The sequence below is a fragment of the Dactylosporangium sp. NPDC049140 genome (genome assembly GCF_040648435.1).
Genome location: NZ_JBEZDS010000017.1, coordinates 28,515 through 51,951, shown reverse-complemented (window position 1 = coordinate 51,951; position 23,437 = coordinate 28,515). Strand labels below are relative to the sequence as shown.

General features: G+C 68.7%; 22 protein-coding genes. 15 read left to right on the top strand and 7 right to left on the bottom strand.

Annotation, left to right across the window (positions count from 1 at the left end):
• The first annotated feature begins 108 nt into the window (after nucleotides 1-108).
• Nucleotides 109-1,194 (top strand): hypothetical protein, encoded by a 1,086-nt coding sequence (locus tag AB0B76_RS26490; protein WP_360380251.1) that lies wholly within the window; start codon nucleotides 109-111, stop codon nucleotides 1,192-1,194.
• A gap of 304 nt (nucleotides 1,195-1,498) precedes the next feature.
• On the opposite strand, the gene AB0B76_RS26485 is transcribed toward AB0B76_RS26490, so the two are convergent.
• Together AB0B76_RS26485 and AB0B76_RS26480 are read right to left on the bottom strand one after the other, a co-directional pair.
• Nucleotides 1,499-2,077: a hypothetical protein gene (locus AB0B76_RS26485; RefSeq protein WP_360380248.1), complete on the bottom strand. Its 579-nt coding sequence runs from the start codon at nucleotides 2,075-2,077 to the stop codon at nucleotides 1,499-1,501.
• Between the two features lie 315 nt (nucleotides 2,078-2,392).
• Complete coding sequence (locus tag AB0B76_RS26480) at nucleotides 2,393-3,121, bottom strand: hypothetical protein (protein WP_360380246.1); 729 nt, start codon at nucleotides 3,119-3,121, stop codon at nucleotides 2,393-2,395.
• Between the two features lie 656 nt (nucleotides 3,122-3,777).
• On the opposite strand from AB0B76_RS26480, the gene AB0B76_RS26475 reads away from it, so the two are divergent.
• The 3 genes from AB0B76_RS26475 to AB0B76_RS26465 all read left to right on the top strand — a co-directional run bounded on the left by AB0B76_RS26475 (nucleotide 3,778) and on the right by AB0B76_RS26465 (nucleotide 5,943).
• Nucleotides 3,778-4,134: a hypothetical protein gene (locus AB0B76_RS26475; protein ID WP_360380244.1), complete on the top strand. Its 357-nt coding sequence runs from the start codon at nucleotides 3,778-3,780 to the stop codon at nucleotides 4,132-4,134.
• A 327-nt stretch (nucleotides 4,135-4,461) separates the two neighbouring features.
• Nucleotides 4,462-5,379, top strand: coding sequence for a hypothetical protein (locus AB0B76_RS26470; protein ID WP_360380545.1), 918 nt, complete (start codon nucleotides 4,462-4,464; stop codon nucleotides 5,377-5,379).
• A gap of 216 nt (nucleotides 5,380-5,595) precedes the next feature.
• Entirely contained in the window at nucleotides 5,596-5,943 is a 348-nt protein-coding gene (locus AB0B76_RS26465) for a DUF6401 family natural product biosynthesis protein (RefSeq protein WP_360380241.1), read from the top strand.
• A gap of 385 nt (nucleotides 5,944-6,328) precedes the next feature.
• Here AB0B76_RS26465 and AB0B76_RS26460 read toward each other — a convergent pair whose 3' ends face one another.
• The gene (locus AB0B76_RS26460) at nucleotides 6,329-6,532 is read right to left on the bottom strand and encodes a cold-shock protein (protein ID WP_360380239.1); all 204 of its coding nucleotides are present in this window, start codon (nucleotides 6,530-6,532) and stop codon (nucleotides 6,329-6,331) included.
• A 165-nt stretch (nucleotides 6,533-6,697) separates the two neighbouring features.
• On the opposite strand from AB0B76_RS26460, the gene AB0B76_RS26455 reads away from it, so the two are divergent.
• Nucleotides 6,698-7,381, top strand: a complete 684-nt coding sequence (locus tag AB0B76_RS26455; RefSeq protein WP_360380542.1) for a 50S ribosomal protein L11 methyltransferase — start codon at nucleotides 6,698-6,700, stop codon at nucleotides 7,379-7,381.
• Between the two features lie 124 nt (nucleotides 7,382-7,505).
• Here the strand turns inward: AB0B76_RS26455 and AB0B76_RS26450 are convergent, their stop codons facing one another.
• On the bottom strand, nucleotides 7,506-7,730 hold the full coding sequence (locus AB0B76_RS26450) for a hypothetical protein (protein WP_360380237.1): 225 nt from the start codon (nucleotides 7,728-7,730) through the stop codon (nucleotides 7,506-7,508).
• 218 nt (nucleotides 7,731-7,948) lie between these two features.
• On the opposite strand from AB0B76_RS26450, the gene AB0B76_RS26445 reads away from it, so the two are divergent.
• Nucleotides 7,949-8,584: a superoxide dismutase family protein gene (locus AB0B76_RS26445; RefSeq protein ID WP_360380234.1), complete on the top strand. Its 636-nt coding sequence runs from the start codon at nucleotides 7,949-7,951 to the stop codon at nucleotides 8,582-8,584.
• An 18-nt stretch (nucleotides 8,585-8,602) separates the two neighbouring features.
• Nucleotides 8,603-9,496 (top strand): metallophosphoesterase, encoded by an 894-nt coding sequence (locus AB0B76_RS26440; RefSeq protein WP_360380231.1) that lies wholly within the window; start codon nucleotides 8,603-8,605, stop codon nucleotides 9,494-9,496.
• Between the two features lie 13 nt (nucleotides 9,497-9,509).
• Here the strand turns inward: AB0B76_RS26440 and AB0B76_RS26435 are convergent, their stop codons facing one another.
• Nucleotides 9,510-12,653, bottom strand: a complete 3,144-nt coding sequence (locus AB0B76_RS26435) for a PQQ-dependent sugar dehydrogenase (protein ID WP_360380228.1) — start codon at nucleotides 12,651-12,653, stop codon at nucleotides 9,510-9,512.
• A 259-nt stretch (nucleotides 12,654-12,912) separates the two neighbouring features.
• Entirely contained in the window at nucleotides 12,913-13,362 is a 450-nt protein-coding gene (locus AB0B76_RS26430; protein ID WP_360380225.1) for a MarR family winged helix-turn-helix transcriptional regulator, read from the bottom strand.
• 170 nt (nucleotides 13,363-13,532) lie between these two features.
• Between AB0B76_RS26430 and AB0B76_RS26425 the strand changes: the two genes are divergently transcribed.
• The 3 genes from AB0B76_RS26425 to AB0B76_RS26415 all read left to right on the top strand — a co-directional run bounded on the left by AB0B76_RS26425 (nucleotide 13,533) and on the right by AB0B76_RS26415 (nucleotide 17,057).
• On the top strand, nucleotides 13,533-14,057 hold the full coding sequence (locus AB0B76_RS26425) for a cupin domain-containing protein (protein WP_360380222.1): 525 nt from the start codon (nucleotides 13,533-13,535) through the stop codon (nucleotides 14,055-14,057).
• Between the two features lie 287 nt (nucleotides 14,058-14,344).
• Nucleotides 14,345-15,550 (top strand): epoxide hydrolase, encoded by a 1,206-nt coding sequence (locus tag AB0B76_RS26420; RefSeq protein WP_360380220.1) that lies wholly within the window; start codon nucleotides 14,345-14,347, stop codon nucleotides 15,548-15,550.
• Nucleotides 15,551-15,830: 280 nt separating this feature from the next.
• Nucleotides 15,831-17,057: an MFS transporter gene (locus AB0B76_RS26415; protein ID WP_360380217.1), complete on the top strand. Its 1,227-nt coding sequence runs from the start codon at nucleotides 15,831-15,833 to the stop codon at nucleotides 17,055-17,057.
• Nucleotides 17,058-17,411: 354 nt separating this feature from the next.
• Here AB0B76_RS26415 and AB0B76_RS26410 read toward each other — a convergent pair whose 3' ends face one another.
• Nucleotides 17,412-18,068, bottom strand: a complete 657-nt coding sequence (locus AB0B76_RS26410; RefSeq protein ID WP_360380214.1) for a TetR family transcriptional regulator — start codon at nucleotides 18,066-18,068, stop codon at nucleotides 17,412-17,414.
• 109 nt (nucleotides 18,069-18,177) lie between these two features.
• Here AB0B76_RS26410 and AB0B76_RS26405 point away from each other — a divergent pair, with 109 nt between their 5' ends.
• The 5 genes from AB0B76_RS26405 to AB0B76_RS26385 all read left to right on the top strand — a co-directional run bounded on the left by AB0B76_RS26405 (nucleotide 18,178) and on the right by AB0B76_RS26385 (nucleotide 23,288).
• Entirely contained in the window at nucleotides 18,178-18,891 is a 714-nt protein-coding gene (locus AB0B76_RS26405; RefSeq protein ID WP_360380211.1) for an SDR family oxidoreductase, read from the top strand.
• A gap of 31 nt (nucleotides 18,892-18,922) precedes the next feature.
• Nucleotides 18,923-19,159, top strand: coding sequence for a 4-oxalocrotonate tautomerase family protein (locus AB0B76_RS26400; RefSeq protein WP_360380209.1), 237 nt, complete (start codon nucleotides 18,923-18,925; stop codon nucleotides 19,157-19,159).
• 600 nt (nucleotides 19,160-19,759) lie between these two features.
• Complete coding sequence (locus tag AB0B76_RS26395; protein ID WP_360380207.1) at nucleotides 19,760-21,022, top strand: multidrug effflux MFS transporter; 1,263 nt, start codon at nucleotides 19,760-19,762, stop codon at nucleotides 21,020-21,022.
• Nucleotides 21,023-21,118: 96 nt separating this feature from the next.
• Nucleotides 21,119-22,126 carry a zinc-dependent alcohol dehydrogenase family protein gene (locus AB0B76_RS26390; RefSeq protein ID WP_360380205.1) on the top strand — a complete coding sequence of 336 codons (1,008 nt, stop codon included), beginning with the start codon at nucleotides 21,119-21,121 and terminating at the stop codon, nucleotides 22,124-22,126.
• 88 nt (nucleotides 22,127-22,214) lie between these two features.
• Nucleotides 22,215-23,288 carry an aldo/keto reductase gene (locus AB0B76_RS26385; RefSeq protein WP_360380203.1) on the top strand — a complete coding sequence of 358 codons (1,074 nt, stop codon included), beginning with the start codon at nucleotides 22,215-22,217 and terminating at the stop codon, nucleotides 23,286-23,288.
• The last annotated feature ends 149 nt before the right edge of the window (nucleotides 23,289-23,437 follow it).

The following is a 23,437-nucleotide window of genomic DNA, read 5'->3' as shown; positions in this document are numbered from 1 at the left end:
CGCGGGGATGGTCCCGTGTCACGCTGCTTGCCCCTGGCCAGGGGCTTGTGCCAGGGCGGCGGTCCTGCCGAGCCGTTGCCCTGGATCTGGCGGGGCCCTACGATGCCGGTGCCGAGTACGGGGGAGGGCAGCGTGGACCTGTCCGAGGTGGCGTGCATGCTGTGCGGCCGCACCCTCGCCGAGGCGGAGTCACTGCTCGGCGACCCGGTCACCGGCGACCGGCTGTGCCATCCGTGCGCGGAGGGTTGGTCGCCCGATACGTTCGCCCCTACCGCGTTCGTGGCGACTGCGACCGCGACGATCGTGGCGCCCGGACCGGACGACGACCTCCCGCCGCCGGCACCTGAGCTGCGGCAGCTTCGCCGCGCTATCGCTCCCAACGAGGCCTGGCCCGCCGGGTGCCACGACGTCCGGCTGTTGTCGCTCGCGCTGTACAGCGACGGGCTGGAGGTCCGGGCGCGGATCGACCATCCGGCCGAGTGTGCCGACTGCGGGTTCCCGTCGGATCGGGACTACGACTGCCCGGACCCGCACGTCACCGTCGTCGACGACGGCGGCCGTGTCTACTTCGACTACGGCGCAGGCGGCGACGCGAGCTGGACGCCGGACGGCGCCTGGACCACGGACCTGCACGCCGTTGCCGCCCCGGGGATCGCCACGGACGCGCGAAGCCTGCGGGTGCAGCTGCGCTTCACCGACCTGGCCGGTGCGGACCGGAGCGTTCCGTTCGAGGTACTGCTCGACGGCGCGCTGCCGTCGCCGGCGCCCGGCCCGCAACGCGTGATCCCGATCGGCCGGAAGGTTTCGGCGCCGGGGGAGTCAGCGGTGTCGGTCACGTGGCTGTTCCTCGACGCCAGCGAGGAGGGCTTCGCCCTGTCGATGTTCGTGCCGCTGCCGCCGGACGACGACGGGCAACGGATGCGGCAGAGCTGGCTCGACGCCTCGCAGTTGCACGTCCTCGACGACCGCGGCAACCGCTACCCGATGCGCACCGTGGCCGGCCAGCTGAGCCTGACCCGCGCCGAGGTGCGTCTGACGTGCGACACCCCGCTTCACCCGGCCGCCGCCGCCCTGCGCGTGCACATACCCGACCTGGTGTGGACGACACCGCCGATGGGAATGTTCGGCGGCGCCCCCGATGAGCCCCCCGTCATCGACCCCGGCCCGTTCGACGCGGCCTTCCCCCTGCGCTGAGCGCCGCGCCGGCCCGGCGCGTGACCCGTCCCCGCAACTGCGTGCCCTCGTGACGTCGGCGCGGAGCGCGGATGTACGTGTTCGCGGTGATCGAGCACGCCAGCCGCCGAATCCACATCCTGGGCGCCACCCCGCACCCGAGCACCGCATGGTGGTACAGGCGAGTTCGAACAGTTCTCCGGGAGCCCTGCTTGGTGTCGAGGCGTCTCCGCCTGACCGAGCGACCCCGCGCAGTCTCATCGCGAGAAGGCTCGGCCGAAGAATCCGATATGTCGCCGACCGCGCATGGGGATCCAGCGCCCGCCTACGGCCGGCGGTCGCCGGGCCCGGGCAGGAACGACAGCCACGCCTTGAACCGGTACGACGACACATCGATCCACGTCGGCCCGCTCTGCGCGGTGACCGCCCAGTTCATGTCGACGGCGAAGTTGGTGTAGTACAGCGTGTCGCCGGCAGGGTCCAGGCGGCCCGGCTCCACGGCCTCCTTCCACGCCGAGGCATGGAGCACGGCGAGGTCGACCCCGAGCATCGACGCCGCCTCGTCCGAGAGGTACCCCCGTTGCTCGTAGTAGCCCGATCCGTCGCGCTCCTGCCGCGGGATGCGCGCCACCCAGTCGAGCACCTCCCGCGGGTACCCATAGCACGCGTAGAAGTCGTCAAGGTCGTGGAACTCCCCCGCCCGCGCCGCCAGGTCGGCGGCCAACGCCGGATCACCGCGCGGGACGAACCGCCCGAGGCGCGCCTCGGCGAAGCGCCGCCTGATGACGTGTCCCAACGGCAGCGGCCCGTGCCCGCCGGGCGCCGGCCCACCGGTCACTATCGCGAAGATCTCCCGCCGATCGGCATGGCGCTGCACAAACCGGCACTCACCGCTGTCGTGCACGTATCCTCCCTCGAGACCTCAACCTAGCGTCGCCGCTCATGCCCTGAACAGGTCTCATGCTTCGCCCAGCTCAGCACGACGTGGCGGTCATCCGGCCGACCGGCGGACCGCGTCGGGTCGCCCACGGCGGCCATGAGCGACACCTCGTCCGGTCCCGATACTCCGCCGCGTCGTCGGAATGCCGCCGACGTCTCCCTGCCCGGCCTTACTCCGGGCGGCATAGGTCCCCACCCTCGCATTCGCGACAGGTAACGGCCAAGATCGATCGGCTGCGATCCGACCCATTCGCGGCCAGCTCGGCACGCCCCGCGCGGGTCACGCATCGCGGGTACGCAGGTCGGTGGCGAGCTCGTCGAGCAACCGGCTCAGCGCGCCGCTCGACTGGACCGGCCCTACCTCGCGACTCGGGCGCATGCGGGCCGCGTACTCGTGCAGCAGCTCGGCGATCACCTGCACGCGGGCGAGCGACAGCGAGATGACGTCGGGGTAGAAGTACGTCACGTTGGGTTCGTGGCCGCGGCCTGCGGCGATCTCGGCGCGCCACTGCGCCACGGGGGCGTCGAGCTCCAGCGGGAGCGTCTCATGCCGGCCGCCGCCGGACGGGATATACCGCGCCTTGGTAAGGAAATGCCGTGGTGGGTCAGCGGCGACGTCGGGGTCGGCGAACCGGAACTGCATGGTGCGCTGACGCATCCGCGAGGCGCACTCCTTGGCGACGGCGCTGAGGGCATCGTCCGTGCGCAGCGCCCCGACCGCGGTGCCGGGCAGCACCCGCTGCGCGAAGTCGCGGAACATGGTCGCGATGGCCGTTGCCTGATCCCGCGAGAGGGACAGCGTGTCGGACGGCAGGTCGGCGAGCGGGTCCGCGTCGGACTCGATGCGGCTGTCGACCGGGCGCGCCTTGGCCACCGCCTCGGTGAGCGTCCGGCCGGCGTCGGTCAGGGTGATCGCGGCCATGACGACGGTGCCGTCGGGCTGGCGCTGGACGACGCGCCCGGTCAGCAGGTGCGACGCGGGGTCGCGGGGCTCCTCGGGCCAGGCCATGGCGTCTCTCGTCCTCGTCGTCCTGCCGCGACAGGTCCCCGCCGTGGCTGGCGACCATGCGGCGTACGTCGATCGACCCGATCTTACCCAGCCGCAGGTCGCTGGGCATGCCCTCGTCGAGCACCTCGGCGGTCCGGCGCATCGCGTCGTCGACCGTGCGGCGCACGGTGGCGAGGATGTTCGCAGCCGCGCCTTGGAGTTAGGCGTGCGGTAGACCCGCGGGTCGATCTCCAGCTCGATGAGCTGGCCGCGCGGCCCCACCACGACCTTGGCGAGCCGGTCATCGGACCAGGCCGTCCCGGTGATCTGGAAGACCTTGCGCGGTGCAGGCGGGTCACCGGCGACGGGGCCAGGTGCAGGAGGATGTCGTAGAGCACGACGATCTGGGTCCAGTCGGTGTCGTCCCACCGCTCGGCGCGGCAAGAGTCTCGAGCGGCCGTCTGCCGGACGGCGGCCGTGGGACGGCGTGGTAGGTCAATGAGCCGCGTCCGGCTCCGATCCGGAGATCCAAGCAACTTTGATCGACCACTACTGATCACCAAACTCGTGCCAGAACCATTTTTCAGCGTCCGCCTGCGCCGTGGAGGTATTCTTGCTGAGGAGACCACGACATGACAGCATCGAGCACCGCCAGCGGCGCGACCAGGAGCGCCCCCGTGGCGACGAGCCTCGCACCTGCGCTGAGTGACCTGCGAGAAGCGGCTCTGCGGTACGCCACTGCGAAGGCGTCGCGGACGGTGGAGCACTGGGTTGACGATCTGAATGATTTTGTGGCGAGCCGAGGGCCCGCCACGCAAGCGGTCGTCGAGGGGCTGAAAGCCAAGCTGCAGGGAAAGAACCCTGTCGGGGCTGCGATCAAGGGTGCTTGGTCGGGGATTAGCCCCGAGGTGAAACTTGCGGTGGTGTTGATCTTGGTACTGACGCTATTGCTGCTTCCTGTTGTACTGCTCGTGCTCGTGATCGGGCTACTGGTTGCCGCGCTCGTCGCAGGCATTCGGGCCGCCACACGGTAATCAGGTCCAGGAGCGAGCGCGACCAGCCTCAGCCACATTTGAGAATGGACCTAGCTGATGCCGCCGGCGACCTGGAGCGGCAAGCCGATCCGGCTCAGCACTTTCCTGGCATTGATAGGGCGAGCGAGGCCGCTGGCACTCCGCCGAGGGCGACACGGCCCGCGAACCACGATCGCCGACCCTCGGCGATCACCACGACACATCATGTGGTGCGGGTCCGGGTGCTTCGGGTGACGGGCTGGTGTGGTGATTTGTGGTTTTCGGGTGCTTGATCGGGTACATGGGTCAGTTCAGTTCCCGGCCACAAACGAGGAGTGAGGAGTCATGGTGTCCGAATACCTCGCCGTGCGGAGCGTGGACATCAGCAGCCCGCTCAGCAACATGCTTCGGTCCGCGGCTGCCTTCCTTCCGCGGGCGATCGCGTTCATTGTCGTCCTGATCGTCGGGTACCTGGTGGCTCGCCTGCTGCGCGCGGCGGTCGACAAGTTGCTGGATCGCATCGGCTTCGACCGGCTCGTGGAGCGCGGCGGTCTCAAGACAGCGCTTGCGCGGTCCCGCTACGACGCCTCCGGCATCGTCGCTCAGCTCGTCTTCTACGCGGTGCTGCTGATCACCCTGCGGATAGCGTTCGACATCTGGGGCCCGAATGCGGTTTCCACGCTCATCACGGCTGTGATCGCCTGGTTGCCGCGGCTCTTTGTCGCGATCCTGATCGTCGTGGTCGCCGCGGCGATCGCCTCCGCGGTGAGAGACATCGTGTCTACAGCGTTGGGGGGACTCTCCTACGGTCGCGCGGTGGCGAACATCGCCTTCGTGTTCATCCTCGGTATCGGCGTCATCGCCGCGCTCAACCAGATCGGGGTGGCGACCACTGTCACGACCCCGGTGCTGATCGCGGTTCTCGCCACTGTCGGCGGCATCTTGATCGTCGGCGTCGGCGGTGGGCTGGTGAAGCCGATGCAGGCGCGCTGGGACAGGTGGCTGGACCGGGCGGAGACAGAATCGGCCCGCCGCTCCGAAATCCCGAAGGCGTACGCGGCCGGCCAGAGCGACGCGGAGCGGCTGATGGCAGAAAAGCAGCAGCCCGCAGCCGCGCCGGCCGCCGCAGGCCAGCAAGCCTCTTCGGCGTACCGCGACCAGTCCGTCGGCCAGCGTGCCCGCCCGCCGTCGGCACCGTCCGCGGCGGACGACGACACACGGGCCATGCCTCCGCAGACCGGTCAACGGCCCCCTACGACCCGGTAGCGCGGGCGCTCGACCGCAGCGGTGGTTGCGGCCCTCCCGGGCCGTGCCACCGCCGTCCAGGTTGAGCGGCAACCCGGCATACCGGGTTGCCGGGTCCGGCGGATCTCCCGGACTCGCCCGTTCGGGCAGTCGGTCGGCAGCCGAACGGCCATGATGCCGGTAAAGGAGTGGTTGCGGCCTTTTCGCCCCGGTACGGCCGCTCTATGGTCGTACTTCATGAACATCCCCGCCTCGAACCTGGGCGCCGACCGCATGACCGCGCAGATGCTGCTTGATCGTCTCCACCGACGGATCGGCGCCGCCGGCCTCGCGGCAGCAGCTGCGATTCCCAGCCTGTCGGCGCAGGTCGACCAGCACGCAGCCGAGGTGCGGGACCTGCTCGGCGTCTGCGGCCGTCGGCCGACGCTCGCGGCGTTGGCCAGCTACGCCGACGGACTCCAGGACGGGGCGACCGACCGCGGATGGCAGGCGCCGCAGCACGATCTGGCGGGCTGGGTCGACGCGGACGGTGTAACGGTCCGGCTCATGGCGGTGTGCGGCTTGGCCGGCAGCGTCATCGCGTAGGTAGAGAAGCAGCTTCCACACACGTCGCCGCGCCGCCGATAGCGCATGTCCCGGCGTTCGGACCGAAAGCGCTCGATCTCGCCGGCCGGATCGGCGACGGCAACATCGCGGTTTCGCCGCAGCAGGACCTGCGCTTCAGGCGGCGGTGACAGGCCGGCAAGGCGGCCTCAAGCCTGCTGCGCGCAGACCGAAGACGAAGCCGTCCAGACGGCGCACCGACTGTTGGGCATGTCCGGCGTCCCGGTCGGGCTCGACGCGGCACACCGGGTACCGGGCCGCAATCGACCCAGACGAGGCCCAAGAAGCGTCGCGGTCCACCGCGACTCATGGCTCGACGCAACAGTGCCTGTGCGGCTCGGCGGACTCCGGCGCTTGCCGAGGGGGGTCAAACGGCTCGAACGTTCTCCGCTTGGGGGCCCTTCTGGCCCTGTGTCACATCGAACTCGACCTTCTGACCCTCGTTGAGCTCACGGTAGCCACCGCTCGCGATGGCCGAGTAGTGCACGAAGACGTCAGGGCCTCCGTTGTCCTGCTCGATGAAGCCGAAGCCCTTTTCCGAGTTGAACCATTTCACGGTACCGCTTGCCACGCGTTCCTCCTGGACAGTGGGTAGGCCCTACCCAACGTTGGTGCGGGTAGCCCCTACCCAATTGGCAACGACAGAAACCGCGGTCCGGCCGCTGGGTGAGGTCGTTGGTCAACAATGGGCAGATGACCGGGATTCGTCGCGTTCATCCGTCATGCTTGATCGATGATGAGTCGGGTTGGGCAGGCGCTGGCCGAGCTGCGCCATGAGGTGACGACGCCAGGCGCCGGCCTGGACCGGCTCCGGCTCGTCGAGGTGCCCCTGGTACCCGAGGTGTGGCTCTATCTGGCTGAGGACGCGATCGTGTGGTGGGCCAGGATGGAAGCGCAGGCCGGTGTGAAGCTACCGCCGCCGTTCTGGTCTTCCGCGTGGGCCGGGGGCAAGGCGATCGCCCGATATGTCCTGGACCATCCGGCGGCCGTGGCGGGCCGGCGGGTCCTGGACCTGGCTGCCGGTTCGGGGTTGGTCGGCATCGCGGCCGGAAAGGCCGGCGCGGCCGCGGTGACGGCCAATGACGTAGACCCGTACGCGGTCGCCGCGATCACACTCAATGCGAACGTCAACGCCGTGCGCGTCGCCGAATGTTTCGCGGACCTGCTCGACGGGGACGGCGGTGACGCCGACACGGTCCTGGCCGGTGACATCTTCTACACCGGGCCCATGGCGCAGCGCGTGCTGGCCTTCCTGGAACGCGCTGCGGCGCGCGGCGCCCAGGTGCTCGTCGGTGATCCCGGCCGGGAACATTTGCCCTGCGACCGCATGCAGACCGTCGCCACCTACCAGCTGCCGCTCGTGGACGCCTTCGCGGACGCCCAACTGACCCAGATCAACGTGCTGGAGCTGCGCCAATAGCCCCGCACTCGCCGCGCAGGACCCGTGCTGATCGGCGGCGTTGAACCCCAGGGAATGGCTACGTCGTTCGTCCGCACGACTGCCGGACCGCTGTCTGCCGGCGGGGTGGCTCGACGACGCCGGGCTACAGGACTGCGCCGCGAGGTGCCAGTTCCAGGGCCGCCACGCCGCGTCCGTACAGGACCAGCAACCGGTCGCCGTGGCGGGCACGGATCATGCCAGAGTCAGCGGCGAGGGCGGTGATCGCGTGCTCAGCCACCGCGTCGACGTCGGAGGCGTTGGTGTCCTCGTATGCGACGTCCAGGCTGTCGCCGGTGATCAGCCGGACACGCAGCACAACCTTCGCCATAAGGTCAGCCTACGCCTACCGTACGCGATGCCGGTGCACCAAGATCGTTAGCCTCGAGAACCTCCCCGCGACGCTCCAGGTGGTGACACCTCGGGTGATCGGCGAGGTGGCCCGGTATCCGGCCGTACCCGTGACGGCCAGGCTGGGGGAACGTACCGGTCCTGGTCGTCAGCCCCCACGCCGATCCCGGTGCCCATCCGACAACGAGGGGAGTATCGATGAAACGTGGAATTTCCGCAGCGCTGGTCCTGCTCGGCCCGGCGCTCTTCGCCGGCGGCTGCCAGGGCGCGGACGCATCGCCGAAGCGGCCATTGGGGACGGCGTCGGCGCTGCCCGGGCCGTCGAGCGCCGAGCCGGGCACGGTGACGGCGAAGGGAACGTTCCACCCCGCAGCCACGCCACAGCCAGGAACCACCGCATTCCTGTACGACACCTCCGCGGCGACCGCGTCCGCCGCCGCGGAGCTCACCCTGCACAGCGCCGGCGACCACACCAAGGTCACGCTCGCGGTGACCGGGTTCAAACCGAACCGCGCCTACGGCGCGCATTTGCACGTCAACCCGTGCGGCAAGGACCCGAAGGCCGCCGGCGGTCACTTCCAGCACCACCCGGAACCGACGGCAACCTCCTCGCCGTCCAACAACCCGACGTATGCCAACCCGCAGAACGAGGTGTGGCTGGACTTCACCACCGATGCCGAGGGCAACGCCAAGGCCAGCGCCGACCAGCCGTGGGCGCTGTCCCCGCAGCACCGGCCGTACTCGTTGGTGATCCACGCGGACGAGACCATGACCGCGCCCGGCCAGGCGGGCGTCGCCGGTGCCCGGGTGGCCTGCCTGACCATCACGTACTGAGGTACGTACCGGGCCACGGTGGACTACGGGCGTCCGGTCTGCCATGGTGGGCTGATGTCACGCGTGGTGACCTTGCCGTCGACGGGCAGCCTGCTCGCAGTCACCGACCTGCACGGCAACGTCGCGGACTTCCATGCGATCGTGGCCCGGTTCAGGTCCATCATGGACACTCAGGGTCCGCGGCCGCACCTGCTGTTCTGTGGCGACCTTGTGCACGGTCCGGCCATCGCCCCGCAGGCGTGGCCCGAGCATCTCGGCGACTTCTATCTCGACCAGACGCCGCGGCTGCTCGCCGAGGCTCAGCAGCTCCAGGCGGCCTACCCGCAACAGGTCCATTTCCTGCTGGGCAACCATGAGCACGCCCACCTGGGCGGCCCACGACTGGCCAAGTTCCATGCCGACGAGGCGGCCCACCTGGAGCGGCAGTACGCCTCGGACGGTTTCACCCCGCTCCGGCGGTGGCTGGCGGGTTGGCCGCTCGCGGCCGTCGCGCCGGCCGCGGGCATCGCCTTTACCCACGCCGCGCCGCACGCGCAGATCGCCGGCCCCGGTGACCTTGACGACCTGGCGCTGACCGGATACGAATCGGTGCCCCTGGCCGACATGGCATCGACCGGACCACTCGGGGCGCTGCTGTGGGCTCGTACCACCCCCGCGGAGCGCGGTTTTGCGTTTCTCCGTGCCCTGCACCATGGGTGCAAGGTGGCCGTCTTCGGCCATGACATCGTGCGGGAGGGGCACCTGGTCGAGCATGAGCCGCTGTTGTGCATCTCCAGCAGCTTCGGCTGCTACAACGGCGACAAGGTGTACCTGGAGTGGGATCTGGCTCGGCCGGCGGGCAGCGCCGCTGAGGTTGCCCGCGACGGCCTGCGGCGGCTGCACCCCGACGCCCGGCCGGTGTACCGCATCTGAACCTGGTCAGTTTCTACCACTGAAGGCTGTCGAACTCCTCCCAGGGACCGATCGCGGTGCGGTTGGCGATCAGCGGTGCCGTGCCGCCGTTCTCGGCGGTGACGTAGTTGCCGTTGGCGCCGGCCTTGAGCGAGATGCTGCCGTCGGTGTTGTGGATGATCTGGAACCTCTCCCACGCTCCGACGGCGCCGCGGTTGGCGATGAGCGGGCTGTTGCCGGCGTTCTCGGCGGTGACGTACTGGTTGTTGGCGTGGGCGCGCAGGGCCACGGTGCCGTCGCCGAGGTCGACGACGTCGAACTGCTCCCACGTACCGACCGCGGACCGGTTGGCGATCAGTGGGCTCTTACCGCCGTTGTCCGCGGTGACGAACTCGTTGTTGGCGTGGGCGCGTAGGCTGATCACCTGGGTGACCAGGTCGAACTTTTCCCAGGAACCGATTGCGGTGCGGTTGGCGATCAGCGGTGCCGCACCGGCGTTCTCGGCGGTGACGTAGTTGCCGTTGGCGCCGGCCTTGAGCGAGACGCTGCCGTCGGTGTTGTGGATGATCTGGAACTTCTCCCACGCTCCGACGGCGCCGCGGTTGGCGATGAGCGGGCTGTTGCCGGCGTTCTCGGCGGTGACGTATTGGTTGTTGGCGTGGGCGCGCAGGGCCACGGTGCCGTCGCCCTGGTCGACGACGTCGAACTGCTCCCACGTACCGACGGCGGACCGGTTGGCGATCAGTGGGCTGGTGCCGCCGTTGTCCGCGGTGACGACTTGGTTGTTCGCGTGGGCGCGCAGGCTGATCACCGAGGTGCCGGGGCTGAGGAAGTCCATCCACTGGACGTTGAACAGGTAGCCGGGCGCGTTCGCCGGGTTGCGCGCGACGAAGTACAGCTTGCCGCTGCCCGCCGGAGGGTTGGACAGGGTGACAGGAACGTCGGTGTAGGTCTGCCAGCCGCCCGTGGCCGGAATGGCGGCCGAGCCCAGCAGCGTGCCGGTCGGGGAGTTCCAGCGGATTTCCGCGATGCCGCCGGCGGTCGCGGATGACGCGCGCAGCCGGATCTGGCTGATAGTGGCCAGCGACGCGGGCGCGACGTTCCACCAGTCGCCGTCCTGAATGAAGCCGATGTCGTTGGTGGCGGGCTCGGCCGTGACGCCAGGGGCGTCGTTGCCCTTGCCGGTCGCGGTGCGGCCGGTGGCGGTGAAGAACTCGGCGTTCTTGTGCTTCGGCTGCAGCAGCACCTGGCTGCGCGTGGTGAGCGGGGCCGCGCCGCCGGCGCCGCCCTTGTCCGTGTAGGAGGCCTCGAGGACGTAGAAGGTGTTGTCGCCTTCCGAGTGGCCGCTCGACAAGGTCGTGGTGACCGTGCCGCTGCAGCCCGTGTGCGCGTCGAGGGGGTGGCCGTGCGTGTCGTGGCCGAGGATCGCCTGCAGGTGGACGTCCGCGCAGTTGATGCTCGTGTCCTCCGGGTCGGTCACGGTCACGGAGTACTTGACCTGGTCGCCCCACTGGAAGAACGCGCCGTCGGGCGGTGCGGTGATGGTGACGGTCGGGGCGGTGTTGCCGACCGTGATCGCGACGCTCGCCGAGCTGGTGTGGTTGGCGGCGTCCCGGACCGTGAGCACCGCCGTGTAGTTGCCGTTGGCGGTGTAGGTGTGGCTGGGGTTCGGTGCGGTCGAGGTACCGCCGTCGCCGAACGTCCAGCTGTAAGCGGTCCCGGATGAGCCGGCGCTGGAGAAGGCGACGGTCAGCGGTGCGTGGCCGTTCGTGTGGTCGGCGGACGCCTGCGCGACGGGAGACGCGGCGCCGCCCACGTGGTCGATGCGGTAGATGCCGGAGTCGGTGTTGTCGCCGCCGAAGCCGGAGCCCCACTCGATCAGGTACAGCGCGCCGTCCGGGCCGAACTTGAAGTCCATCGGCTTGAGGAAGCTCATCGAGCTCAGCAGCGGGTCGATCGACGCCACGCCCTTGCCGTCGGCGGTGAGCCCGAAGGTGTACATCTTGCTCGCGCCCCAGTCGGCGAACAGCGCGCGGCCGTCGAAGTACTGCGGCCATTTGCGGTCGGAGCTGAGGTTCGGGTCGTAGCGGTAGACCGGGCCGGCCATCGGCGCGCCGCCGGACAGCTGCGGGAAGTGCGCCGGGTCGGCGGCGTAGTGGTAATAGACGGTGGCCGGGGTCGCGGGCGGGAGCTTCGTCAGGCCGGTGTTGTTCGGCGAGGAGTTCGTCGGGCCGCCGGCGCAGTCGAACGGGGCACCTGAGGTACCACTGGCAAAGTCATATGCGACATAGGGCTGGTTGGCGCCGATGCAGAACGGCCAGCCACCATTGCGCGGAGTGCTCAGGATGTCCCACTCGACCGTGTTCTCGGGGCCGCGCGCCGGGTTGGCGGCGTCGGCGTCGGGGCCGTAGTTGGCGACCATGGCGTAGCCTGTTTTCGGGTCGAGGGCCATCCGGAAGGGGTTGCGCTCACCCATCATGTAGATCTCGGGGCGCGTTTTCGCGGTGCCGGGCGGGAACAGATTGCCGGCCGGAATCGTGTAGGTGCCGTTGGCCTCCGGGTGGATGCGCAACACCTTGCCCGACAGGCTGTTCGTGTTGCCGGCCGTGCGCTCGGCGTCGAAATTGGCTTGGCCGGGCCGTTGGTCGATCGGGGCGTACCCGTCGGAGCCGAACGGATTCGTATTGTCCCCTGTGGACAGCCAGAGGTTGCCGTTCGTCTTGTCGATGGCCAGGCCCGCGCCGTGGTGGCAGCAATCGGTCCGCTGGACGGGCACGTCGAGGACGACCTTCTCGCTACCCAGGTCGACGGCGTCGCCGGTGACCGTGAAACGGCTGAGCCGGTCGACACTCGCGGCGTTGGGGGAGTAGTAGAGGTACAGCCAATGATTTGTGGCGAAGCCGGGGTCGAGCGCGATGCTCAGCAGGCCGCTCTCGTTGTCGGTGAACACGCCCAGATGCGCCGAAAGCACGGTGCCGCCGCCGGCGTGGATGACCCGCACGTCGCCGAGACGGTCGACGTAGAACACCCGGCCGTCCGGGGCAATGTCGAGCATCATCGGGTTGGACGTGTTGGTGTCCAGCGGTACCTTCTGGAACTCGCTGTCCGGCGGCGCGGCCGCGGTAGCCGATCGAGCGTAGACAATCACCGACAGGATGAGCGCGCTGATGACGATCATCGCAGCACGACGCAACAAGAGATGCTCCCGAACCCGCAGCCGAGGCCAGGCTCTTTGCGCGAGCTCTGACCATGGATGGGCGGGACGGGCGCCCGGGTCCACGATGATCGGGCGGGTCTACGGCTGTACGCGCAACCGTCGTCATCTCACACACCGGTTCACTCGGGTGAGATGAATTTGTGGGCGATTGGCAACAACCGTCGCTGAGCGTGGGCAGCACCGGCCGGTTCTCGGCAGGTACAACCCCTGGTGTCGTGTCTTATTCGGCCCAGGGCTCGAAGCCGGTGTCGAGGACGGCTTCGAGGGATGCGCGCAGTTGGGTCGCCTCGTCGGCTCCGAACTTCTCCTCGAACCGGGTCTGCACGGCTCGCCACAGGGGCAGCGCCGCCTTCATTCGGGAGCGGCCGTCCGGCGTGAGTGTAACGATCCGTGCGCGGCGGTCGGCTGCCGATGGCTCGACGGTCACCAGGCCCTCCCGTGCGAGCGGCTTGAGGTTGGCGGCCATCGTCGTACGGTCCATGGCGATCATGTCAGCGAGGCTGCCGATCGTCATTGCTCCGTGAGCACTGAGCTTCTGCAGGATGCTGAACTGCGTCCCGCGAAGACCGACCGGGGCCAGGGCCTTGTCATAGGTCGCGCCAAGGTACCGGGCCGCCTTGCGTAACGCCAGGTTGTTGCACGGGTGGACGTTCGTCGGCGTTCGGACCACAGTCTCCTCCAGAGCTCCTCCACCATGATACGAGCATCTGCTCCCACATTTGGAGGTGGCCGCTGGGCGTCGACGGGGTCTGCCTTGTCGTTCCAGAAGTAGGAGCATATGCTCCTAATTCAGTCGCGGCTGTGGCCGTCGCTGGCAGTACAGGATGGATGTGAGAACTCATGAGTTTCGTGTTGCCTGAGGTGGACCCGGACGATCTCGCCTACCGCAGGCGGGGTGCGCTTTATGTGCCGGCCGGGCAGGGTCCGACCAGGTGGGCGGTCAACGACGTCTACACGATCAAGGCGTTGGCGGCGCAGACGAATGGAACGATCGGCTTCATCGAGGCGTCGGTCCCGCCCGGCGGCGGGCCGGGGCCGCACATGCACCCGCACGAGGAGGAGACGTTCTACATGCTCTCCGGAGAGCTTGAGTTTCTCGACGGGGACCACACCTTCACCGCGAAGCCGGGTGACTTTGTCCACGTGCCCCGGGGGACCCGTCACCGTTTCCTCAACAAGGGTGTGCACACCGCAAAAATGATCTTCATGTTCACCCCGGCGGGTCCGGAGACGGTGATCGCCGACCTGGCTCAACCCGCCGTGCCGGGCGAGATGCCACCGTCACGGATCGAGCCGGATCAGTTGGCTCGGTTCGAGGAAATGAACCTGCGCTCCCGAGTGGTTCTCCTCCCGGATCCCTCCTAGAGGCGTCGGTCCCGGCCGGGATGACCCCGGTGGCACGGGCCTGGCCCGCGGCGCCGGCACGGACGGGTAAGGCCGTGAGGCAATCGGCACGGGAGCGAATTTCTACAAGCCGACCCGGCAGCGGTACGAGGCCGGGATCGACCACAGGGCACCGCTCATCGCCCAAGACCAGACCTCCAAGGCGGCGCAGCCACAGTTGATCTGTTAGTAGACCGGTCGTCTTCTACGCATAGACCGACACCTGACAGGACCGCACCGATGCCAACCCCCCAAGACAGGAGAGACGAATGACTGACGTGACCGGAACGCAGGCGGACGCGACCGCGATCCGTCCGTTCACATTCGAGGCCGCCGAGGCGGACCTCGAAGAGCTGCGTGCGCGCATCGCGGCCACGCGCTGGCCCGAGAAGGAGTCCGTCGACGATCAGTCGCAGGGCGTAAAGCTGGCGACGATCCAGGCGCTCGCGCGCCACTGGGAGACGCAGTACGACTGGCGCAAGTGCGAGGCGAGGCTGAAGGCTCTGCCGCAGTTCATCACGGAGATCGATGGGCTCGACATCCATTTCATCCACGTTCGTTCGGAACATGAAGATGCGTTGCCGCTCATCGTCACGCACGGGTGGCCCGGCTCGATCGTTGAACTGCTGAAGATCATTGATCCGCTGACGAATCCCACGGCACACGGCGGGAGGGCCTCGGACGCTTTTCACCTCGTGATCCCGTCGCTGCCGGGCTTCGGGTTTTCCGGCAAACCGACCACGACCGGCTGGGACCCTGACCGCATCGCCCGTGCCTGGACCGTCCTGATGAAGCGCCTGGGGTACAGGAAATTTGCGGCGCAAGGCGGCGATTGGGGGGCGATGGTCGCAGATGTCATGGGTACGCAGGCGCCTCCGGAATTGCTCGGCATTCACCTCACCTGGCCTTTCACGGTCCCGCCAGAAATCGACAGGGCGATCCAGACCGGCAACCCGCTGCCGTCCGACCTCTCGGCCGACGAACGACGCGCCTGCGAGCAGTTGGCATTCTTCTACAAGCACGACGTGGGCTACGCCCAGGAGATGGCGAATCGCCCGCAGACGATCTACGGAATGGAGGATTCGCCGGTTGGCCTGGCCGCCTGGCTCATCGACCACGACACGCGCAGTTACGCGCTGATCGCACGCGTCTTCGACGGCCAGACCGAGGGTCTCACGCGAGACGACCTCCTCGACAACATCACGCTCTACTGGCTGACCAAAACCGCGGTCTCTTCGGCGCGTATTTATTGGGAGAACAAACATGCCTTCTTCGCACCGAAGCAAGTCGCCATCCCGGTCGCGGTGAGCGCCTTTCCTGACGAGGTCGTTCAAACCCCACGGAGTTGGACGGAGCGGGCATACCCGAATCTCATCTATTACAACAAGGGCGACAAAGGTGGACACTTCGCGGACTGGGAACAGCCGCAACTGTTCGCGGAAGAGGTTCGCGCCGGCCTCAGGTCGCTTCGCTAGATGACGATGTTGAGCCGCTGCACATGCGCTCGCTTGGTGGCGCGGGACCCTTGGCTACACCCGAGTCGAGAGGTCCGGCGCCGCCTTCGGCGCGTACTTCCAGTCCTCTTCGGCAGCCTGCTGACGGCCAAGGCATGACACACCGACTGCCGTCGCACGCCGATAGTCCAGACGAACCGGCAGCCGGCGGACATCGCCGGCTCAGCCTCTGACGCGCCCGGGGCCGCCACGCCGTGCCCTCCGGTCATCGCATCATGCCCTCGACATCACAAGGAAACCCATGTATCGACGACTACTCGTCCTCGCGCTCGGCGCGTTCGCGACCGGCACCGACAGCTTCGTCATCGCCGGCGTGCTGCCTGAGGTGTCGACGACCCTGCACGTCAGCCCCTCAGCGGCCGGTCAGCTGATCACCTCCTACGCGCTGGCGTACGCGCTGCTTTCCCCGGTCATGGCCAGTGCAACCGCGCATTGGCCACGCCGCCTGGTGTTGCTGACCGGCCTCGCGGTCTTCGTTGCCGGCACCGCCGCCTCGGCCCTGCTGCCCTGGTACGTGCCAGTGCTTGTCGCACGCGCGGTCGCCGGGCTTGGCGGAGCCATGATCGTGCCGACGTCCGGTGGCGTCGCTGCCGCGCTGGCGGCGCCGGAGCAGCGTGGCCGCGCCATGGCTGTGGTGCTCGCGGGTCTCTCCGCCGCCACCGCAATCGGCGCGCCGCTGGGTACCGCCATCGCGGCTGTAGCCAACTGGCGGACAACCATGCTTGGCGTGGCCGGGCTTGGGCTGATCACCCTGATCGGGGTGGCGGCTCTTCTACCACCGGTGCCGACCCCGCCTCCGCTGGATCTCCGGTCGCGCCTGGCGCCGGTCCGAGACCGCCGCGTAGCCCTCACCCTCGCCACCACGCTGCTCGCGTACGCCGGGCTGTTCAGCGTCTACAGCTACATCGCGCTGGTCTTCGCCCACGCAACCGGCGGCAACGGTCGCACCCTCGCCGCCCTGCTGCTCGTATGGGGCGTGGCCGCCACGCTCGGCAACCTGGCCGCCGGACACCTGGCCGACCGGTTCGGCAATCGCCGCGTCATCATCGGCGCGCTCGTCATCGTCACTGCCGACCTCGCCGCGCTGCGATGGACATCAGCCACCCTGCCGACCGCGGTCGTGGCGTTGGTGGTCTGGGGAGTCGCCGGGTGGGGACTGCTGGTCGCCCAGCAGCACCGGCTGGTCGCGACCGCACCGGCATCGGCGCCCGTGCTGATCGGACTCAACTCGTCGGCCGTCTACGTCGCGGTCTCCGCCTCCGGCATCATCGGAGCCAGCATCGTTGCCTCTACCGGCGCGGGTTGGCTCGGCCCGATCGGCGCCGCGTTCCTGGTCGCAGCGCTGGCCGTGACCGCGATCAGCTTCCGGAACCACACACCGGCCGCGACGGCGCGCGAACACGAGACAGAACTCCCCGCGGTTCCTTCCCTCAGGGCATCCTCGCGGCCGACTTCTTCGAAGCGGTGACCTTGATCCATCTCAGCGTGGCGGCCACTGCCGCGGGTGCTGCACGCCCCCGGCAGTGGCCCGTTGGAACCGACGGCCCGGCGCTCGACCAGTGATGCTGACGGTGCCTGATGGCTCGACGGTCACCGGGCTCCTCCCCGCGCGCGGCTTGAGGCAATACGAGGGGCCTGCGGCCGAAAGCGGCCGTGAGCAACCGATTCGCTGTCTACCGACGCCTGCCCGCCAGAGCGGCCCCATGTCTTTGCCGAGTCGACGAGGCCAGTGGCGCTCATCGACGCGTCGGCGGTGCACCACGGCACAGCGACACCGGCGGCCAAATCACGCGCCGCGTCCGGCTCAGGCCGGTGCCGCGGGTCAGGATCCGGGCGTGGACCGGCGCCTGCGAGGTGGCGATGCCGCCTTGGCCCGCCCCTGCGGCGGTACCTGGAGCAGGTCAAGGCTGTTTCGCCACAACATCTCGAGCTGGGCGGGATCGTTGAGCAGTTTCGCGAGCATCGCGCGTCCCTCGATCTGGGCGACGATGGACCGGGCGGCCTCGCGGGCGTCGACCGACGGGCCTGCCTGGCCCAGTGCCTGAGCCTCGACGATCACCTGTTCGATGAGGTCGATCTGGGCCTCGAAGATTTCCTGGAGCCGGCTGCGGATCTCCTCGGCCTGGGTGCTGAGTTCCAGCGCGAGGTTGCCGAAGAGGCAACCGACGACCTGGCCGGCCTTCCGCTGCCCGGTGCGCTGGACCTCCTCGGTGGCCTCGAACAGGTCACGCAGGCGCCGCAGCGGGTCGAGGTCGCTGCTGAGTAGTTCGACCCACTGCCGCCGCTGGCTTGCCCAGTGATCGTCGATAACGGTGAGCGCGAGAGCCTGCTTGGACTCGAAGAAGTAGTAGAAGCTGCCCTTCGGTACGCCCGCCGTGGTGCAGATCTCCGCTACGCCCAGCGCCGAATAGCCACGCTGCTCCAGCAACTCGGCGGCGGCGTCGAGGATTTTGTTTCGCGCATCACTCGTCCGTCCCATGGCTTTGACGATACATGACCGGTCGGCTAGCTTTTTGTCGACCAGTCGTCTACTGGTCACCCCGGGCCGGGGCGAACCAGAGCTCCGGCCAGTCAGGAGGAGGAACGTCATGAGCATTCAGGGACAGAAGGTCGCCGTGATCACCGGCGCGTCTCAGGGCATCGGCGCCGCCCTCGTGGGCGCGTACCGCAAGCTCGGCTACGGCGTCGTGGGCACTTCGCGCTCGATCGGTGACGCGAACGATCCAGAGATTGTGAACATCCGGGGCGACATCGCCGACGCCGACACCGCAGAGCGGGTGGTCAGCGCGGCCCTTGAGCGCTTCGGCCGCATCGACACCCTGGTCAACAACGCCGGCGTGTTCGTCGCCAAGCCGTTCACCGACTACACCGACGAGGAGTACGACCTGGTGACTGCGGTCAACCTCGCCGGCTTCTTCCATCTCACCCGGCGCGTCCTGCCGCACCTGCTGGCAGTCGGTGGAGGGCACATCGTCACCATCACCACCAGCTTCGTGGACCAGCCCAACTCCAACGTTCCATCCGCGCTCGCGTCGTTGACCAAGGGTGGCCTCAGCTCTGCGACCAAGTCCCTGGCCATCGAGTACGCGAGCCGGGGCGTCCGGGTCAACGCCGTCGCGCCCGGCATCATCAAGACCCCGATGCACCCGGTCGAGACCCACGCGGCGCTTGCCGGTCTGCACCCGGTCGGCCGGATGGGCGAGACCAGCGACGTGATCGACGCCGTTATCTACCTTGAGTCCGCGCCCTTCGTCACCGGCGAGATCCTCCACGTCGACGGCGGCCAGAACGCCGGACACTGACCCGCCGCAACCCGCAGAAAGGACCACTACGATGCCGATCGTCACCATCCAGATCACCCGTGAGGGCAGCACGCCCGGTGCCTCCGCGGCAACCGTCGAGGAGAAGGCAGCCCTCATCAAAGGGGTGAGCCAGCTACTGCTCGATGTCCTGAACAAGCCGTTGAGCTCCACCTTCGTAGTGATCGACGAGGTCGACACCGAGAACTGGGGACGGGGTGGTCTTCCGGTCGAGGAGTTCCGACGGCAGGAGATCTCGCGCTTGGAGTGACCGCGCGGAACTTGGAAAGTCGGGGGAGCGCAACGGGGTGGCTCAGACGGCCAGAGCCTGACCGGGATCTGGACCGCCCCGGCCCGACTTGTACGGTTGAGCTCGGCGGCCTCGATCAGCAGGACGATCGGTCATGATCTCGCGGTCGCAGGCAATCAAGACCCAGGGCGGGCGGCGCACAGATCGTGCCCGCGGGCGGATAGAGGCCTGTACCAACTCCCGCGGCTGCTCGCCGTCCCCTATGGACAGTCGGGCTTGGGTGGGTCCGACCCGTCAGCGCGGTCGTGGTCGCCCGCCGGCACGTCTTCGAGAACGTCGGGCACGGCGATATTCGGTTCGACTCGAGGGGTCTGTCCTTGCCGTCTCCCAAATAGGAGCATGTGCTCCTAATTCCGGATGGCCCGGTCGGTAGGTGTTTGACGAAGCGAAGATGCCGGCCGGGTACCCGTCAAGCAGCAGAGGAAACGCAATGACAAAAGATCAGGACCATCGTCGTCAGCACTCGCCGGGTTGGAACGGCGGCGCGGTAGCGCGCTGGGTGTACGACATCGCCGTGCAGCGCACGGATACGGAGTTCGATCTCGTCTGGAGGGAGGTCTCATGAGTGCCGCCACCGCAACCACCGACGGCGCCGAACCGGTGCTGCCGGGTGACCTGATGACCGGCCGCCAGCGGGCGCGGCTGGTGCTCGTGCTCGGTGCCTTCATCGCGATCGGTCCGTTGACCGTCGACATGTACCTGCCCGCGCTGCCCGCCGTGACGGCCGCACTCGCGACCACCCCTACGGCGGTGCAGCTCACGCTCACTGGGACGCTGCTCGGATTGGCCGTCGGACAGCTGTTCATCGGGCCGCTGTCCGACGCGGCCGGCCGCCGCAAGCCGCTGCTGGCCGGGCTGGTCCTGCACGTGGCCGCGTCGATCCTGTGCGTGTTCGTACCCAACATCGCCGTACTCGACGTGCTGCGCGTGCTGCAGGGGGTCGGCGTGGCGGCCGCCACGGTGGTCGCCATCGCAGTCGTGCGGGACCTGTTCAGGGGATCCGCCTTCGCCCGCATCTTCTCGCGACTGATGCTTGTCACCGGCGCGGCACCGATTCTGGCACCAAGTCTGGGCAGCGCGGTGCTGCGCTGGACCGACTGGCGGGGTGTGTTCGTGACGCTGGCGGCGCTGGGCGTACTGCTGATCGCAGTTGCGCTCTTCGGACTTCCGGAGACCCTCGCGCCGCACCGCCGCCACCGAGGCGGTGTGGCGGCGACTGTGCGCGTGTACGGCCGGCTGTTCCGCGACCGTGCGTTCGTCGCTCTGGTACTGGTCGTCGGGCTGTTCGCCGCCGCCCAGTTCGCCTACGTGGCGGGTTCGTCCTTCGTCCTGCAACAGCAGTACGGTCTCGACGAGCAGGAGTTCGGCCTTGTTTTTGCGGCCAGTGTGGCCGGACTCATCGGCGCCATCCAGTTCAACGTGCTACTGCTGCGCCGGTACACGCCGCCGCAGATCCTGCGTGCCGCCCTGGTCGCCGGCACCGCCGCCGGGTTCATCCTGCTGTTCTTCGCCGTGACCGGCCTCGGTGGCCTGGCCACACTGCTGGTGTCGCTGTTCCTTGTGCTCGCCGCGATCGGGCTCGCCTTCCCCAACGCCCCGGCCCTGGCCATGACCCGGCATGGTGAGGCGGCCGGGACCGCTGCGGCGCTGCTCGGCGCCGTCCAGTTCGGCGGGGGTGCGCTGGGTGCCCCACTGGTCGGCGTCCTCGGCGGCGGCAGCGTCGCCTTGGCGCTGGTGGTCGCCGGCGGGCTGACCGCGGCGACCGCCGTGATGCTGCTCGTCGTGCCGCGCGTCGGCCTCGCCGGGGCCGACGCGGGTGCGTAGGGCTCGCGGCCCCCTGGCGCACAGCAACCCCTTCGATCCGCGCGGAGCAGCCCCTGGGCCCTCCGATCTCACGAACGACCGGACCAGGTCCAGATCTTGAAAGGCAAGACAACTCCCATGAGCAAGATTGTTCGATTTCACGCCACCGGCGGCCCCGAGGTCCTGACCCTGGACGACGTCGAGGTCCGCGAACCCGGCCAGGGCGAGATCCGCATCCGCACCCGGGCTCTCGGGGTGAACCGCGCGGATGCCATGCTCCGCAGCGGCCACCTCATGGAGCTCCCCTCCGGTATCGGATGGGAGGCATCCGGTGAGGTCGACGCCATCGGCCCGGACGTCGAGGGTTTCACCATCGGGGATGCCGTCAGCATGATCCCCAGCTTCAGGGTCACCGATTACCCCATCCACGGCGAGCTGGCCATCGCGCCCGCCGCCGGGGTGGTCAAGCACCCCGGCACGCTGTCCTGGGAAGAGGCCGCAGCGCTGTGGGGGCAGTACCTGACCGCCTACGGCGCCCTGATCGAGACCGCGGCCCTGCAGGCCGGTGACACGCTGCTCGTCCCCGCCGCCTCCAGCAGCGTCGGCCTGGCCGCGATCCAGATCGCCCGCAACGTGGGGGCCCGGCCGGTGGCCCTGACCCGCACCAGCGCCAAGCGTCAGCAGCTCCTGGGTACCGGCGCCGAGGCAGTCATCGCCACGACCGAAGAAGACGTTGCCACCCGGGTGAACGAACTCACCGACGGGCAGGGCGCGCGCGTGATCTTCGACCCGGTGGGAGGACCGGCTCTGGCGCGTCTGATCCGCGCCGCTGCGCCCGGGGGGACTGTGATCGTCTACGGCGCGTTGAGCATCGAGGCCGCGACCGTGCCCGCGCTGGAGTTGATCAGCAAGAGCCTGACCATCCGCGGCTACAAGGTCTTCGAACTCACCACCGACCTCGAACGCCGCAAGGTCGCCATTGACTGGATTCTCGACGGTGTCGCCCGCAAGATCCTGCGGCCGGTCATCGACACCACGTTCCCGCTGGAGGACATCGTCGAGGCCCACCGTCGTCTCGAGTCAGGATCCCAGGTCGGCAAGATCGTCGTGACCGTCCCCCGCTGACCCGACACGCCCTACCGGCGCCGAGAACCGCTTCCACGCTTACACAACGCAAGTTGCTCGTCTTACTCGTCTTAGGAGATGTCCACCCATGCGATACACAACCTTCGGGCGCAACAACGGCCTGCGCGTGTCCGAGTACGGCCTCGGCACCGCGAATTTCGGCACCGGCTGGCGCGCCGGCGGCGGCTGGGGCCCCGGTGCTCAGCCCGCCGAGGCCCGCAAGATCTTCGACCGGTTCGCCGAAGCCGGCGGAACGCTCATCGACACCGCCGAGAACTACCAGGCCGGCGAATCCGAGCAGCTGCTCGGCGAGTTCCTGGGCGCCGACCGGGACCACTTCGTGCTGACGGGCAAGTACAGCATGAACGGCGTCGGATCGCAGACCGTCTCCAACACCGGCAACAGCCGCCGGTACATGGTCCAGGCCCTCGAGGCCAGCCTGCGCCGTCTGAACACCGATTACCTCGACATGTACTGGGTGCACGCCCCTGACGGCCTGACTCCGATGGAGGAGATCCTGCGCGGCCTGGACGACCTGGTCAGCGCCGGAAAGATCCGCTATTTCGGGCTGTCGAACTTCCCGGCCTGGCGGGTGTCGCGCGCCGCCGCCATCGCCGAGCTGCGCGGCTGGTCCCCGGTCGCCGGTATCCAGGTCGAGTACAGCCTGGTCGACCGCACGGCCGAGCGGGAGCTGCTGCCAATGGCGCAGGCGCTTGGCCTGGGCGCGGCGTTGTGGAGCCCGCTCGGCGGCGGTCTGCTGACCGGCAAGTACCGCCGGGGCGCCACCGGCCGGATCAGCGACCTCAAGGCCGTCGGGTTCTTCGAGGACACCGCGCAGAAGACCGCGATCGTCGACGCCGTCCTCGACGTCGCGGCCGAGCGCGGCGTGCCGGCCTCCCATATCGCCATCGCCTGGATGCGGCAGCAGGGAGCGCGGGCGGCCACGGCGTACGTGCCGATCATCGGCCCGCGCAGCGTTGCGCAGCTCGACGACTACCTGGGCGCGCTGGACGTGACGCTGACCCCGGCGCAGTTCGCCCGGCTCGACGAGGTGAGCGCGGTCAGGCTCGGCACCCCGCACGAGCTGAACGCGTGGAGCCTGGGCCCCATACGCGGCGGTGACGCAAGCGTGATCGACGAGCCCGTGACCCCGGCAGCGTGATCTCAGGCGGCGGACCAGGTTCGCCGTCGGCGGCCGGCGGTGGGGAAGGCTTCTGCAGCAGTTCACCACCGCGCGAGCGGGTGCCGGTGCCGGTGCTCGCCCGGCCGGGGTCGAAGCGTCGATGCCGTGACGCCGGTAGGGAGTCCTTG